At 74.5% G+C, this 13,648-nt stretch carries 12 protein-coding genes and 1 pseudogene; 7 read left to right on the top strand and 6 right to left on the bottom strand.

What is annotated here, in order from left to right; all coding sequences use genetic code 11:
* The first annotated feature begins 26 nt into the window (after positions 1–26).
* From QRN89_RS08310 to QRN89_RS08290, 5 genes are all read left to right on the top strand, one after another.
* The gene (locus tag QRN89_RS08310; protein ID WP_290353621.1) at positions 27–827 is read left to right on the top strand and encodes an SDR family oxidoreductase; all 801 of its coding nucleotides are present in this window, start codon (positions 27–29) and stop codon (positions 825–827) included.
* Between the two features lie 128 nt (positions 828–955).
* Positions 956–1,570 (top strand): TetR/AcrR family transcriptional regulator, encoded by a 615-nt coding sequence (locus QRN89_RS08305; RefSeq protein WP_290348703.1) that lies wholly within the window; start codon positions 956–958, stop codon positions 1,568–1,570.
* Positions 1,571–1,636: 66 nt separating this feature from the next.
* Entirely contained in the window at positions 1,637–2,794 is a 1,158-nt protein-coding gene (locus QRN89_RS08300; protein WP_290348702.1) for an acetyl-CoA C-acetyltransferase, read from the top strand.
* Between the two features lie 257 nt (positions 2,795–3,051).
* On the top strand, positions 3,052–3,255 hold the full coding sequence (locus tag QRN89_RS08295) for a cold-shock protein (protein ID WP_093653209.1): 204 nt from the start codon (positions 3,052–3,054) through the stop codon (positions 3,253–3,255).
* A gap of 91 nt (positions 3,256–3,346) precedes the next feature.
* On the top strand, positions 3,347–5,050 hold the full coding sequence (locus QRN89_RS08290; RefSeq protein ID WP_290348701.1) for a DEAD/DEAH box helicase: 1,704 nt from the start codon (positions 3,347–3,349) through the stop codon (positions 5,048–5,050).
* 272 nt (positions 5,051–5,322) lie between these two features.
* Here QRN89_RS08290 and QRN89_RS08285 read toward each other — a convergent pair whose 3' ends face one another.
* From QRN89_RS08285 to QRN89_RS08270, 4 genes are read right to left on the bottom strand one after another with little or no spacing between them, the layout of a single operon-like run.
* Positions 5,323–6,384: an NAD(P)H-dependent flavin oxidoreductase gene (locus tag QRN89_RS08285; protein ID WP_290348700.1), complete on the bottom strand. Its 1,062-nt coding sequence runs from the start codon at positions 6,382–6,384 to the stop codon at positions 5,323–5,325.
* Complete coding sequence (locus QRN89_RS08280) at positions 6,381–7,136, bottom strand: CoA-transferase subunit beta (RefSeq protein WP_290348699.1); 756 nt, start codon at positions 7,134–7,136, stop codon at positions 6,381–6,383. The genes QRN89_RS08285 and QRN89_RS08280 overlap by 4 nt, the downstream gene beginning before the upstream one ends.
* A complete protein-coding gene (locus QRN89_RS08275; protein WP_290348698.1) occupies positions 7,133–7,984 on the bottom strand; it encodes a CoA transferase subunit A in 852 nt (283 codons plus the stop codon). The genes QRN89_RS08280 and QRN89_RS08275 overlap by 4 nt, the downstream gene beginning before the upstream one ends.
* A gap of 3 nt (positions 7,985–7,987) precedes the next feature.
* The gene (locus tag QRN89_RS08270; RefSeq protein ID WP_290348697.1) at positions 7,988–8,731 is read right to left on the bottom strand and encodes an enoyl-CoA hydratase family protein; all 744 of its coding nucleotides are present in this window, start codon (positions 8,729–8,731) and stop codon (positions 7,988–7,990) included.
* A 66-nt stretch (positions 8,732–8,797) separates the two neighbouring features.
* Here QRN89_RS08270 and QRN89_RS08265 point away from each other — a divergent pair.
* Together QRN89_RS08265 and QRN89_RS08260 are read left to right on the top strand one after the other, a co-directional pair.
* Positions 8,798–9,550, top strand: a pseudogene (locus tag QRN89_RS08265) (SDR family oxidoreductase); the annotation flags it as partial.
* A 202-nt stretch (positions 9,551–9,752) separates the two neighbouring features.
* The gene (locus QRN89_RS08260) at positions 9,753–10,676 is read left to right on the top strand and encodes an SDR family oxidoreductase (RefSeq protein WP_290348695.1); all 924 of its coding nucleotides are present in this window, start codon (positions 9,753–9,755) and stop codon (positions 10,674–10,676) included.
* A gap of 327 nt (positions 10,677–11,003) precedes the next feature.
* Here the strand turns inward: QRN89_RS08260 and QRN89_RS08255 are convergent, their stop codons facing one another.
* A complete protein-coding gene (locus QRN89_RS08255; RefSeq protein WP_290348694.1) occupies positions 11,004–12,539 on the bottom strand; it encodes an ankyrin repeat domain-containing protein in 1,536 nt (511 codons plus the stop codon).
* A gap of 23 nt (positions 12,540–12,562) precedes the next feature.
* A complete protein-coding gene (locus tag QRN89_RS08250) occupies positions 12,563–13,459 on the bottom strand; it encodes a hypothetical protein (protein WP_290348693.1) in 897 nt (298 codons plus the stop codon).
* Between the last annotated feature and the right edge of the window lie 189 nt (positions 13,460–13,648).

Raw genomic sequence — 13,648 nt, 5'->3', positions numbered from 1 at the left:
ACGACAGGGCGACGGACAAGAGGGTCCTGGGCGACAAGGCCACGGACGGCAAGCCCCCGTACGTCCCCGGACACGCCCTGCTGGACGGCAGGACCGCCGTCGTCACCGCCGCCGCCGGGGCCGGGATCGGCGGGGCCACCGCCCGGCGCCTCCTGGAGGAGGGCGCCCGGGTCCTGGTCAGCGACGCGCACGCGCGCCGCCTCGAGGAGACCGGGAAGGCGCTCGCGGACGAGTTCGGCCCGGACGCCGTCGCCTCACTGGTCTGCGACGTCACCGACGAGACCCAGGTGCGGGCCCTCTTCGGAGAGGCGGCACGGCTGCACGGCGGCCTCGACGTCGTCGTCAACAATGCGGGCCTCGGCGGGACCGCCCCGCTCGTCGACATGACCGACGCGCAGTGGTCCCGCGTCCTCGACGTCACCCTGAACGGCACCTTCCGCTGCACGCGCGCCGCGTTGCGCGCCTTCCGTGACTCGGGCCGCGGCGGCGTCGTCGTCAACAACGCCTCCGTCGTCGGCTGGCGGGCCCAGGCCGGACAGGCCCACTACGCGGCCGCCAAGGCCGGGGTCATGGCCCTGACCCGGTGCGCCGCCGTCGAGGCGGCGGAGTTCGGAGTCCGCGTCAACGCCGTCGCGCCCAGCCTCGCCATGCATCCGCACCTGGTGAAGGTCACATCCGCCGAACTGCTGGAGGACCTCACCGCCCGGGAGGCCTTCGGCCGGCACGCCGAGCCGTGGGAGGTCGCCAACGTGATCGTCTTCCTCGCCAGCGGCTACTCCTCGTACATGACCGGCGAGACCGTGTCCGTCAGCTCCCAGCATCCGTAGGGCCCCACGTGGACCCGACATCACCAGGACCAGGCAGGGACCGGATCGGCCCGGGGCCGGCTGCGGACAGCCCGGCCGCCGTGCCAGGGCCGGGCAAGCGTGCACCCGGGCGGGACGAGAATGGACGTGTGGCCACGAACAAGAAGAAGACCCAGGTGAGCGCCTCGCCCGAGCGGCGCCGTGAACTGCTCGGCACCGCGGCCGAGGTGTTCGCCGCCCACGGCTACAACGCCACCACCGTCCGCAGGATCGCCGACGAGGCGGGGATGCTCGCGGGCAGCCTCTACTACCACTTCGACTCCAAGGAGTCGATCCTCGACGAGATCCTCTCCACCTTCCTCGACGAGCTGTGGGCGGGGTACGACGCCGTCCTCGCCGCCGGGCTCGGGCCGAGGGAGACCATCGAGGCGCTCGTCACCGAGTCCTTCCGCGAGATCGACCGGCACCGCGCGGCCGTCGCCATCTACCAGAAGGAGTCCCGGCACCTCTCCGCCCAGCCCCGCTTCCGCTATCTCGCCGACTCCCAGGAGAAGTTCGAGGAGGCGTGGCTGGGGACGCTGGAGCGCGGGGTCGCCTCGGGCGCCTTCCGGGACGACCTGGACGTCCGGCTCACCTACCGCTTCGTCCGCGACACGGTGTGGGTCGCGGCGTCGTGGTACCGGCCGGGCGGGCACCACAGCCCCGAGGAGATCGCCCGGCAGTACCTGTCGATGGTCCTGGACGGAATCGCCGTACGGCACTGACCACCGCGCACCGAGCACCCCGCACGTCCGCCGACCCCCGGACGTCGCCGACCCCGAGGAGCAGTCATGGCAGAGGCCTTCATCGTCGAAGCGGTCCGCACCCCGGTGGGCCGGCGCAGGGGCGGCCTCGCCGCCGTGCACCCCGCCGATCTGGGCGCGCACGTCCTGAGGGCCCTGGTCGACCGGGCCGGGATCGACCCGGCGGCCGTGGACGACGTGGTCTTCGGCTGTCTCGACACGGTCGGCCCCCAGGCGGGCGACATCGCCCGGACGAGCTGGCTGGCCGCCGGGCTGCCCGAGGAGGTGCCCGGCGTCACCGTCGACCGTCAGTGCGGCTCGTCGCAGCAGGCCGTGCACTTCGCCGCCCAGGGTGTGATGTCGGGCACCCAGGACCTCGTCGTCGCCGGCGGTGTGCAGAACATGTCGCAGATACCCATCGCCTTCGCCTCCCGGCGAGCGGGCGAGCCCCTGGGGCTCACCGAGGGGCCGTTCGCCGGCAGCGAGGGCTGGCGCGCACGGTACGGCGACGCACCCGTCGACCAGTTCCACGGCGCCGAACTCATCGCACGGAAGTGGGGCATCACCCGCCGCGACATGGAGGAGTTCGCCCTGTCCTCCCATCGCCGGGCCGTGCGTGCGACCGACGAGGGCCGCTTCGCGCGGGAGACCGTCGCGTACGGCGACGTCACCGCGGACGAGGGCCCGCGCCGCGACACCACCCTGGAGCGGATGGCGGCCCTCCCGCCCGTGGTCGAGGGCGGCACGATCACCGCCGCCTGCTCCTCCCAGGTGTCGGACGGCGCGGCGGCGCTGCTGCTCGCGAGCGAACGCGCCGTACGGGAGCACGGGCTGACCCCGCGTGCCCGCGTGCACCACCTCTCGGTGCGCGGCGAGGACCCGATCCGCATGCTGTCGGCGCCCATCCCGGCGACGGCCCACGCGCTGAAGAAGACCGGCCTCACCATCGACGACATCGACCTGGTCGAGATCAACGAGGCCTTCGCGCCGGTCGTCCTCGCCTGGCTCAAGGAGACGGGCGCCGATCCTGCACGCGTCAACGTCAACGGCGGCGCCATCGCGCTCGGGCACCCGCTGGGCGCCACGGGCGTGCGGCTGATGACCACGCTGCTGCACGAACTGGAGCGCACGGGCGGGCGGTTCGGGCTCCAGACGATGTGCGAGGGCGGCGGCCAGGCGAACGTGACGGTCATCGAAAGGATGTAGCGCCGGGGGCCTCGCCGTGTCACCCGCGCCGTACGCGTCCGGCAGGCCCGGTCGCGTACGTGCCGGACCGGTCCTTTCCCGGGACACGCCGGGGCGGCCCTGCCCGGCGACCGGGATCCGCGGGGAGCGTGCTAGGTTGTAACGGTTGCAGTTTGGTACCCATGAACTTTATGCGCGCCTGACGGGAATGATCCGCAGGCGCTTTATTGTTTTTCCGGCATCTCCGGATGGGGCCTCTTACCTATCAGGAGAATGACATGGCCACCGGCACCGTGAAGTGGTTCAACTCGGAAAAGGGCTTCGGCTTCATCGCGCAGGACGGCGGCGGCGCCGACGTCTTCGCCCACTACTCGAACATCGCCACCCAGGGCTTCCGTGAGCTCCAGGAGGGCCAGAAGGTCTCCTTCGACGTCACGCAGGGCCCGAAGGGCCCGCAGGCGGAGAACATCGTCCCCGCCTGACCCTCGGGACGCGTACCACGCGGCCGGGGCCCGCACCCACGCGGTGCGGGCCCCGGCCTGTGCTGTGCTCAGCACCAGGAAGGCAATCCGCATGACTCGTTCCGCACGCCCCGCACGCCCCGCACGCCCCGCCCGCAGGCGGCCGGCCGAGCGCCCCGCGAAGCGGGCCCCCAAGGGGGCCGCCGGTGTGCGCCGCACGGCGCCGCCGCAGGAGTTCTCCGTTCCCGAGCCACGGGTCCCGGCTCTGCCCGCCGTCCGGGCCTTCGAAGAGCTGCAGGACCTGCCGGAGGCGCTGCTGAAGACCCTCGCGGCGCAGGGGGTGACCGCGCCGTTCCCCATCCAGGCGGCGACCCTGCCGAACTCGCTCGCCGGCCGTGACGTCCTGGGACGCGGGCGGACCGGTTCCGGCAAGACCCTCGCCTTCGGACTGGCGCTGCTCGCCCGCACCGCCGGGCGCCGGGCGGAGCCGGGGGCCCCGCTCGGTCTGGTGCTCGTGCCCACCCGGGAGCTGGCCCAGCAGGTGACCGACGCCCTCGCGCCCTACGCGACCGCCGTGAACCTCCGCCTGGCGACGGTCGTCGGCGGACTGTCGATCAGCAAGCAGGCCGGCACGCTGCGGCGCGGTGCCGAGGTGCTCGTGGCGACCCCGGGGCGGCTGAAGGACCTCGTCGAGCGCGGCGACTGCCGTCTCGGCGAGGTGGCGATCACGGTGCTGGACGAGGCCGACCAGATGGCCGACATGGGCTTCCTCCCGCAGGTCACCGCCTTGCTGAAGCAGGTGGAGCCCGGCGGGCAGCGCATGCTGTTCTCGGCCACCCTGGACCGGAACGTGGACAACCTGGTGCGGGGGTTCCTCAGCGACCCCGTGGTGCACTCGGTCGACCCGTCCGCCGGCGCCGTCACCACCATGGAGCACCACGTGCTCCACGTCGCCGACGAGACGGACAAGAAGGCCGTCACCGTGCGGATAGCGGCGCGTGACGGGCGCGTCATCCTCTTCCTCGACACCAAGCGCTCCGTGGACCGCCTGGTCAAGCGGCTGCTGGCCAGCGGGGTACGGGCAGCCGGTCTGCACGGCGGCCGGAGCCAGCCCCAGCGCAACCGCACCCTTGAGCAGTTCAAGACCGGCCAGGTCAGGGCACTGGTGGCCACCAACGTCGCCGCCCGTGGCATCCACGTGGACGATCTGGATCTCGTCGTGAACGTCGATCCGCCGACGGACCACAAGGACTACCTGCACCGGGGCGGCCGGACCGCGCGGGCGGGCGAGTCGGGGAGCGTCGTGACCCTGGTCCTGCCGGACCAGAAGCGTGAGATGACCCGGCTGATGTCGGACGCCGGGATCACCCCGCGTACCGCCGCGGTCAGGTCCGGCGACGAGGAACTGGCCCGGCTCACCGGAGCCCGGGAGCCGTCGGGTGTGGCCGTGACCGTCGAGGCACCCCAGGCTCCTCAGCCGTCCGCGGCGAAGTCCCGGCCGAGGCGCAAGCGCCCGCGGGACGGCCGCGGCGACGGCGCCCGGACTGACGGCGCCCGCAGGACCGGCGCGCCCGCCGACAGCGCCCGCAAGGAGCGCGGATCCGCCGACACCGGACGCGCCGGTGGCGGCCGCGCCGCGCAGGGTGGTGCCGGCGGACGTAACGGTGGCGGCCGCGCGGGGCAGGGTGGTGCCGGCGGACGTGCCGAAGACGGCCGCGCGAGGGGCCGGGCTCGGGACGGCGCCGACCAGGCGCGCGGGCGGGCCGCGGGCGCTCAGCAGGGCGGCAGGAGGGGCGGCAGGACGGCCGCCCGCTAGGTGTTCTGATCACGAGCGTCGTCGACACGCGGGGGTCTCTCGTGGCGAAGGCCTCCGTGTGCGGTGGAGGTGTCGAATCTTCACCGCACGAAGGCCTTCGTGTCGCACCGTGATGCCCGGTTGACCGTCTTGGGGCCCCTCGGTGGGCGGCCCGGACTGCGGACGCGAAAGGCCGGCGCACGGGCGCGCCCGCACGCGTTCTCCGGTGCGCCCGGGAGCGCCTCGCCGTGGACCGCCGCCCGGTGGACGGCCCTCGGCCCGGGCCGCTGCGGTCAGTCCTGCCCCGGCGGCAGCCCCCGTAGCTCCCGCAGCGCCCTCTCCGCCTCCGCCATCACCCGGCCGACCAGCTCCGCGCAGCTCGGCAGGTCCTCGATCACGCCCGCGACCTGGCCGGACGCCATCACCCCGAGGTCGGTGCGGCCCTCGACCATCGCCGCACGCAGCAGCATCGGGGTGTTGGCGGCGAGCAGGACCTGGCTCCAGGAGAGATCCTTGCCGTGCCGCAGCGCGAGGCCGTCGCGGACCACCTCCGGCCAGGACAGACCGGAGAGCTTCCGGAAGCCCGCCGCCCTGCGCAGCGCGTGCAGCAGGGCGCGGGCGCGACCGGAACGTTCCAGGGTCTCGACGAGGTCGGAGCGGAGCATGCGGTGCGGAAGTCCGTCGACGGCGGTGGTGACGGTGACGTCCCTGACGGACGCCGCCAGATAGCGGGCCTTCACCGCGTCCGGCACCGTCGAGTCGGACGTGAGCAGGAAGCGGGTTCCCATGGCGATGCCCGCCGCCCCGTACGCGAGCGCCGCCACGAGGCCGCGCCCGTCGTGGAAACCGCCCGCCGCGACCACCGGGATGTCCACCGCGTCCACCACCTGCGGCAGCAGCACGGTCGTCGCCACGTCCCCCGTGTGCCCGCCGCCCTCGCCGCCCTGCACGATCACGGCGTCGGCGCCCCACGCGGCCACCTTCTCGGCGTGGCGCCGGGCGCCCACCGACGGGATCACCACCACGCCCGCGTCCCTCAGCTCCGCGATCAGCTCCCGGGACGGGGCCAGCGCGAACGACGCCACCCGTACGCCTTCGTCCACGATGATCCGCACCCGTTCCCGGGCGTCCCCGGCGTCGGCCCGCAGATTGACCCCGAACGGCGCCTCCGTGCGGGCCCTCACCTCGCGGACCGCCTGCCGCAGCCGGGCCGGCGTCATCGTCGCGGAGGCCAGGACGCCCAGGGCGCCGGCGTTCGCGGCCGCCGAGACCAGCCGTGGCCCCGCCACCCAGCCCATACCGGTCTGGACGACGGGGTGGCGCACTCCGGTGAGCTCGGTGAGCGCCGTCCTCATCGGGGCCGGGCCCCGATCTCGCGATCGCGCCGGCCGTCCGGATCGAGGACCTCACGGACGAGACGCAGCTCCTCGGCGCCGGGTTCGCGGGTGTACGGGACGGGCCCGTCGCCCGCGACGGCGAACGGGAAGCCGGTCGCCTCCCGGACCTCCTCCGGGGTGACGCCCGGATGCAGGGAGGCGAGCCGCATCGAGCGGTCCGGCGTCTCGAAGTCGAAGACCCCCAGGTTCGTGACGACGCGCGGGATCCGGTGGAAGCGCGCCCCGCCCGCGCGGTCGTACCCGACGCCGCTGACCATGTCGACCTTCTCGACGAAGACCCGGCGCGAGTGCCGGGGCACCCAGTAACTGACCGGGTTGTTGAGCGTGTTCACCGGCGCCCCGCGCACCCCGAGCAGCTGACGCGCCGGCCGGGACCAGTCGCCGATGCAGGAGATGTTCTGGTTGCCGTACCGGTCGAGCTGGCTCGCGCCCATCATGACGTGCCGCTTGCCGCCGGTGACCATCGTGAGATGGCGCCGGTACGGAAGCCAGCCCTCCACCTCCCCGTCCGGGCCGACGAGCAGCGCCTCGCCGTCGGTGAGCAGCAGGTCGGGGGAGAAGGTGCGCCGGGCGAGCCGCGCGCCGAGGGAGGGGATCAGCCCCATGGGGCTCGCCAGCACCTCGCCGTCGCCGCGCCACGCCTCGGCACAGGCGATCACGCAGTACTCGGACCGGGACGGCGGGGGGACATGGGCCTGCGCGACGGTCACCGCTGCTCCTCGTGCCAGGCCCGCACGGCGGACCGGTAGGCGTGCTCGTCGGGACCCGACAGGAAGCGCTCCGCGAACTCGGCCCAGGGCGTGGTCGCGTACAGCTTCTGGAAGGACTCGTCGCGGCCGTGGTCGGGGGCGCAGGACGTGAAGTGCGCCCCGTCCGGGGCCTCGACGACGCCCGTGACGCTGTGCCGCCCGACGAGCAGGGTCTGCGGGGCGGCGTCCTTGGTCAGCTCGGCCGTCTCCACGAGCTGCTCGCACGACAGGTACGCCGCGTCGGCCGCCTCGCAGAAGAGGTCGTCGAAGTAGGGGTCCGGTCCCAGGTACTGGCCGTTGCCGAGGCGGTCGGCACGATTGAGGTGGACGAGGGCCGCGTCCAGACGCAGCGCGGGGACGGCGACGAACTCCTCGCCGTCGGCGTAGGGCGAACGGACCGTGCGCAGCTCCGGGTTGACGCGCATGACGTCCGAACCGAGACCGGCCCGCACGGGCATGAAGGGCAGCCGGTTGGCGGCGGCGTGCAGCCCCCACATGAACATCGCCTCGTCGAGCTCCGTCATCGCGATCGTCCCCGCCTCGCGGGCCGCCCGGAAGTGGGGCTCCAGCGGCACGGAGTCGAGCGTCGCGAACGGGGCGACGAGCCGGCGGACCCGGCCCGCCGCGGCCAGCATCCCCACGTCCGGGCCGCCGTACGAGACGACGGTCAGGTCGGTGACCCCGGACCGCAGCAACGCCCGCACCAGGGCCATCGGCTTGCGGCGCGAGCCCCAGCCGCCGATGCCGAGGGTCATGCCGCTGCGCAGCCGCCCCACGACGTCGTCGGCGGTCATGGTCTTGTCGGCCATGGGTCATGCCTCCTTGCCGAAGGTGTCCCGGACGCGGCCGGCGATGCCACCGAGGTCGGCCTCGAAGGTGAAGCCCTGCTCGTACCGGTAGCTGCGGTGCACGTCCACGGGGTCGATGCCGTTGATGGCCGCCTTGGCCAGCCGGACGAGACGGCCGTCCTTGGCGGCGATCTCGCGCGCCAGGTCCCGTGCCGCGGCACGGAGCCCGTCGCGCGGGACGACCCGCCAGACGGAGCCGTGGGCGTGCAGTTCGGCGGCCGTCACGGTGCGGGAGGTGTAGTACAGCGTGCGCATCAGATGCTGGGGGACGAGCCGGGAGAGGTGGGTGGCGGCCCCGAGCGCCCCCCGGTCCAGCTCCGGCAGCCCGAAGGTGGCGTCGTCGGACGCCACGATCGCGTCGGCGTTCCCGACGAGGCCGATCCCGCCGCCCAGGCAGAAGCCGTGCACGGCGGCGACGACGGGGACCTCGCACTCGTAGACGGCGCCGAAGGCCTCGTGGCAGCCCCGGTTGGCGCCGATCAGGGCGTCGTGCCCGGCGTCGCGCTGCAACTCCTTGATGTCGACGCCGGCGTTGAAGCCGCGGCCCTCGGCGGCCAGGACCACACAGCGGACCTCCGGGTCCCGGCCGGCGCGGCGCACGGCGTCGGCGAGTGCGTACCAGGCGTGTACGGGGAGGGCGTTGACGGGCGGGAAGTCGACCGTCACGACGGAAACGCCCTTCTCCGGGCCTGTGGTGGAGACACCCATCAGCGGATCAGCTACCTTTCCACCAAACGTTTGTTAGGTGACTGCTCGTCAGGAAGGTAGCAGCCGATGGAGCTGGACGGGAGGGTCGCGGTCGTCACCGGCGGAACGCGCGGGGTCGGCGCGGGCATCGCACGGGCGTTCCTGGCTGCCGGGGCGGACGTCGTCGTCTGCGCCCGCAGACCACCCGACGCACCGGTCGCCTCCGCGGGCCGCACGGCCCGGTTCCTGCCCGTGGACCTCCGGGACCCGGCGGCCGTCGAGGACTTCTTCGCCGAGATCGCCCGCCGCCACGGCCGGCTCGACGTCCTGGTCAACAACGCGGGCGGGGCGCCGTACCGGCTGCTGCGGGACGGCGCCCCGGTGCGGCACGCGCGGGTGCTGGAACTGAACCTGGTGGCACCGCTGACGGTCTCGCTCGCCGCGCACGGACTGCTGCACGCCGCACGCGGGTGCGTGGTGATGGTCGGCAGCGTGAGCGCGACCCGGCCGTCGCCGGGGACCGCCGCCTACGGAGCGGCCAAGGCGGGGCTGGAGAACCTCGCCCGGTCCATGGCGGTGGAGTGGGCGCCGGAGGTACGGGTGAACACGATCGTGCCCGGAATGGTCCGCACGGAACTGTCGCACCTGCACTACGGCGACGCGCAGGGGATCGCGGCGGTGGGCCGCACCGTACCGCTGGGCCGGCTCGCCGAACCGGACGAGATCGGCGATGCGGCGGTGTTCCTCGCGTCCGGCCGGGCCGCGTACATCAGCGGGGCGTCCCTGCTGGTCCACGGGGGAGGGGAACGCCCCGCGTTCCTCGACGCCGCGACGGTCAACGACGCCGCGACGGTCAACGGGCCCGCGACGGTCAACGACGCCGCGACGGTCAACGGGCCTGCGACGGTCAACGGGCCCGCGGTCGGCCCGGGGGAACCGACGGCCCACGGGCCCGGGGTGGCCGGCGGGGCCGGTGCGGGCGGCTCCGCCGGGACGCCGGCCGGCGCCCCCACGAGGACCACCGACGACAAGGAGGGCTGAGATGAACGCAGTTGCCGGGATCTGCCGCGACCGGGTCGTGGCCGTGACGGGAGCGGGCCGGGGGCTGGGGCGGGCGCACGCGCTGGCCTTCGCCGCGGAGGGCGCGCGAGTCGTGGTCAACGACCTGGGCGTCGGGCCGGACGGCACGCCCGGCGAGGACGGCCCGGCCGACCGGGTCGTCGAGGAGATCCGCGCGCGGGGCGGCGAAGCCGTGGCCCACTCGGGCGACGTGGCCACGGTCGAGGGCGCCGCCTCACTGGTGGAGACGGCCCTCGGTTCCTTCGGACGGCTCGACACGCTCGTCAACAACGCGGGGTTCCTGCGCGACCGGATGCTGGTCAACCTCGACGAGGACGACTGGGACGCGGTGGTGCGGGTCCATCTGAAGGGCCACTTCCTGCCCCTGCGGTACGCGGCGGCCCACTGGCGGGCCGAGGGCCGGGCCGGGCGCGAGCCGTCGGCCCGCGTCGTCAACACCTCCAGCGGCGCGGGCCTGCTGGGCTCGGTCGGCCAGAGCGGCTACAGCGCGGCCAAGGCCGGCATCGTGGGCCTGACCCTCGTCGCGGCGGCGGAACTGTCCCGCTACGGCGTCCAGGTCAACGCCATCGCCCCGGCGGCGCGGACGCGCATGACGGAACGGACCTTCGCCGGGACGATGGCACCGCCGGAGGATCCGGGAGCCTTCGACGCGATGGCGCCGGAGAACGTGTCGCCGCTGGTGGTGTGGCTGGGCTCGGCGGCCTCGGCGGGTGTCACCGGCCGGGTCTTCGAGGCGGAGGCGGGCCGCATCACGGTCATGGAGGGCTGGCACCGGGGCCCCACGGCCGACCGCGGCGCGCGCTGGACGCCCGCGGAGGCGGGGGAGGCGACCCTGAAGCTCCTCGCGGAGGGGACACCGCCGCAGCCGGCGTACGGGGCGCGGTAGCCGCGCGGGGCGGGCGCGGCACGAGGGGGCCCTGGGCGCTGCGGCGGTTCGGGGCTCCGGGCCCGTCGTGGCAGGGTGCGGTCACCTCTCCGCAGTCGGCCCGTGCGGCGCCGGGTGCCGGCCTCGTCGCCGCGCGGCACGGTGGCCGGGCGCTGCGGCGGTTCGGGCGCCCCGCCTCGTCCCGCCGGGCGCTGTCCTCGTCCGGGCGTGCCGCCGGCCCCTCTCGGCCGGCGGCACGCTCGCGCACGGCCCGGGAGGGCACCGCCGGCAACCGTGTCACCCCCGCTCCGCGCTGCCCTCGGCACGCCCCGACCGACCGCGCCCGCCTCACCGCGATCTCGGTACCGTCGCCTCCAGGCGCCGCCGCACCCGCTCGTCCGCCACGTAGTCCACGGCCTGGTCCGCCGTGGAGTAGGCGTAGCCGTCCGGGTCCGCGTTCTCCAGGATGCGCGCCAGGGCCTCGACGGCCCGGGTGTCCTGACGCATCGCCAGCCCGCGTGCGGCCTCCGCCTCGATGTCCGGCACGGCGTCGTCGAGGCGGTCGGCGAGGGCGTCCCGGATCGCGGGCGTGTCCTCGTCCACATCGGCCAGGACCGTCGTCGCCCAGTCCCTGACCCCGTCGTCCGGGTCCCGGCTGAGCGCGACGACCGCCTCCACCCCGTCCGCGCGGCCCGCCGGCAGCAGTCCGTGCAGCGCCACGGCCACCCCGAAGCGCACCTCGGGGTCCGGGTTCCCGGCGTGCCGGAGGATCTCCGTCACCCCGGCCGGGTCGGCCTGCTGCCCGAGCGCCGCCACCGCCGCCCGGATCACCTCGGGGTCCCGGGCCTCCCGCGACAGTTCCCTGAGCAGTGGCACCGCCCGAGCCCGCATCCCGTCGCCCGAGAGGCCGGCCAGCACATCGGCCGCGAACGTCTGCCGCAGCGGGTCCTCCGTCCCGCACCACGCGGCGGCCGCGCGGAAGGTGTCCTCGTCGCCGCGGCGCTGGAGGACGGCGACGGCCTCGGTCCAGTCGTCCTGGTCCGGGTCCCCGCGGCGCAGGGCGCGCTCGGCCAGCGTGTCGGCGGGAGTGCGCAGTCCCAGGTCCTCCTCGAGGAGCGTCGCCACGGCCGCGTGCCCGGTCTGCTGCTCGGCACCCGTGACCCCGCCTCCGTCGTGGTGCAGCTCGACGACGACGGTGACGCCGCCGTCCTCCTCCACCCGGCGCGAGACGGTCTCCGCGTAGGTCGCGCAGTCGTCGCCGTGCTCCTCGCGGTGCCGCTCGGTCAGGGTGCGGCGCAGCTCCTCCTCCACATCGACGCCGAGCCAGCGCCGTGCCTCCGTGAGCGCGTCCTCCCTCGCCACCGCGCCGTGCCGCAGCAGGGCCCGGACGCTCGACGGCGAGCCGCGCCGGGCGGCGGTGACCAGCGGGGGCTCCTCACCGGGGCCCGGCCGGTCCGGGTCCGCCCCGTGCGCGAGCAGCAGTTCCACGGCCTCCGCGCGTCCCTGGCGGCAGGCCCAGGTGAGGGCCCGGACACCGGCAGCCTCTTCAAGATCGGGGCGGGCCCCCGCCGACAGCAGCGCCCGCATCACCTCCGTGCGCCCCCACACGGCGGCCCCGCACAGCGGCAGCTCCGCCCCGTCGGTGCCGCTCGCCCGGTCCGGGTCGGCACCGGCGGCCAGCAGCAGCCGCACCATGACCGGCCGGTCCTGGGCCGCGGCCAGGTACAGCGCGGTCTGCCCGTCCTCGTCGGAGGCCTCGGCCGGCACCCCGGCCCGCAGCGCCCGCACCACCGCGTCGTCGTCGCCGCCGTACAGCCCCTCGAAGAGCTCTTCGGCCGGATCCAGGACCCGTCTGCCGGTGTCCTCGGTCTCCCTGGTGCTCATACCAAAACCCTACGGAAGCACCCTCAGGTGTCGCATTCGAGAATCGTCCGGCACAGGCCGCACCGCGCCCGCACCCGGCCCCGTACCGGCACCCGGATCCGCTGGTGGCAGGTGGGGCAGGGGAACGACACGCGCAGCCCGCCGCCCGGCGCGTGCTCGAAGGCGTACGGGGCGCCCTGCCCCGGCCCCGGGCCCGGATGGTCCGCGGCGTACCGCCGGTCCTTGGCGTAGCGGCGCCGCCCGTTCCACCCGGCCGCCGAGAGCGGGGGTTGCCGGCCGTCGCGCAGCGCCCGGTCCCGGCCCTTGGTGTACGCGGTGTACCCCTGCGGGCTGGTGAACCAGACCGACGGGTCCTCGCCGAAGACCAGTGCGCGTTTGGCCAGGACGTAACCGAATTCCTCCGGCGTCAGATAGCCCAGTTTCTGGCTGGAAACCTCGTCCTCGCGATAGGCGTCGAGCAGCAGCCAGCCCGCCCCGAGGTAGGTCGTCACCGTGTCCGTGAGGATCTCGTTGTCCCGGGTCCCCTGGAACTCCAGCCCGAGCCGGTGCAGCAGCACGTGCGTGATCTCGTGCGCGAGGGCCGCCCCGATGTCGCGTCGATGGCGGCGGAACCGGTCGTTGAGCTCGATGAAGTACTCGGGGCCCGCGGTGAGTTCCACGCTCGCCGCGTGGTGCATCTCCCGGAAGCTCACGATCATCCGGGCCTCCGGCAGCCGCAGCTGACGGACCAGCGCACGGGCCACCCGCTGTGCGCCCAGATGGAGATCGTCGTCGTCGGCGAAGGCGACGTCGGCCGGCGGGACGCTGCTCTCGTAGGCGCGCACGCCGTCGTACGAGAGCCGTCTGTGCAGCGCCGTGATCGCCTCCCGCACGGTGTCGAGATGCGGGAAGCCGTGTTCCACCTCGCTGCCGTTCGCCACGCCCGAACCCCCTGTGGGTGCTGTCCGCGCCCGGTCCGCCACCGGCCGGGAAGGGCGGCCGGACCCTCCCGACTCTACGGCGCGCGACGGCCCCTCGACGGTTGCCCGCGGCGCTGTCGGGGGGTCATGTCTGGCCGAAAAGTGCTCCTTGTGGGGCAGATGTGACGCTCCCCATAATCCGAACACGCC

Origin of the sequence: Streptomyces sp. HUAS CB01 (assembly GCF_030406905.1) — a bacterium.
Classification (GTDB): domain Bacteria; phylum Actinomycetota; class Actinomycetes; order Streptomycetales; family Streptomycetaceae; genus Streptomyces; species Streptomyces chengbuensis.
Note: the sequence above shows the minus strand (reverse complement) of the source record. Positions and strands in the feature narration are given on the sequence as shown.

What these genes read in the sequence shown, in the direction of transcription:
- QRN89_RS08260 (WP_290348695.1), top strand. Translation starts at nt 9,753, where the DNA reads ATGAACGCAGTTGCCGGGATCTGCCGCGACCGGGTCGTGGCCGTGACG.
- QRN89_RS08275 (WP_290348698.1), bottom strand. Translation starts at nt 7,984, where the DNA reads ATGGCCGACAAGACCATGACCGCCGACGACGTCGTGGGGCGGCTGCGC.
- QRN89_RS08290 (WP_290348701.1), top strand. Translation starts at nt 3,347, where the DNA reads ATGACTCGTTCCGCACGCCCCGCACGCCCCGCACGCCCCGCCCGCAGG.
- QRN89_RS08295 (WP_093653209.1), top strand. Translation starts at nt 3,052, where the DNA reads ATGGCCACCGGCACCGTGAAGTGGTTCAACTCGGAAAAGGGCTTCGGC.
- QRN89_RS08285 (WP_290348700.1), bottom strand. Translation starts at nt 6,384, where the DNA reads ATGAGGACGGCGCTCACCGAGCTCACCGGAGTGCGCCACCCCGTCGTC.
- QRN89_RS08300 (WP_290348702.1), top strand. Translation starts at nt 1,637, where the DNA reads ATGGCAGAGGCCTTCATCGTCGAAGCGGTCCGCACCCCGGTGGGCCGG.
- QRN89_RS08270 (WP_290348697.1), bottom strand. Translation starts at nt 8,731, where the DNA reads ATGGGTGTCTCCACCACAGGCCCGGAGAAGGGCGTTTCCGTCGTGACG.
- QRN89_RS08255 (WP_290348694.1), bottom strand. Translation starts at nt 12,539, where the DNA reads ATGAGCACCAGGGAGACCGAGGACACCGGCAGACGGGTCCTGGATCCG.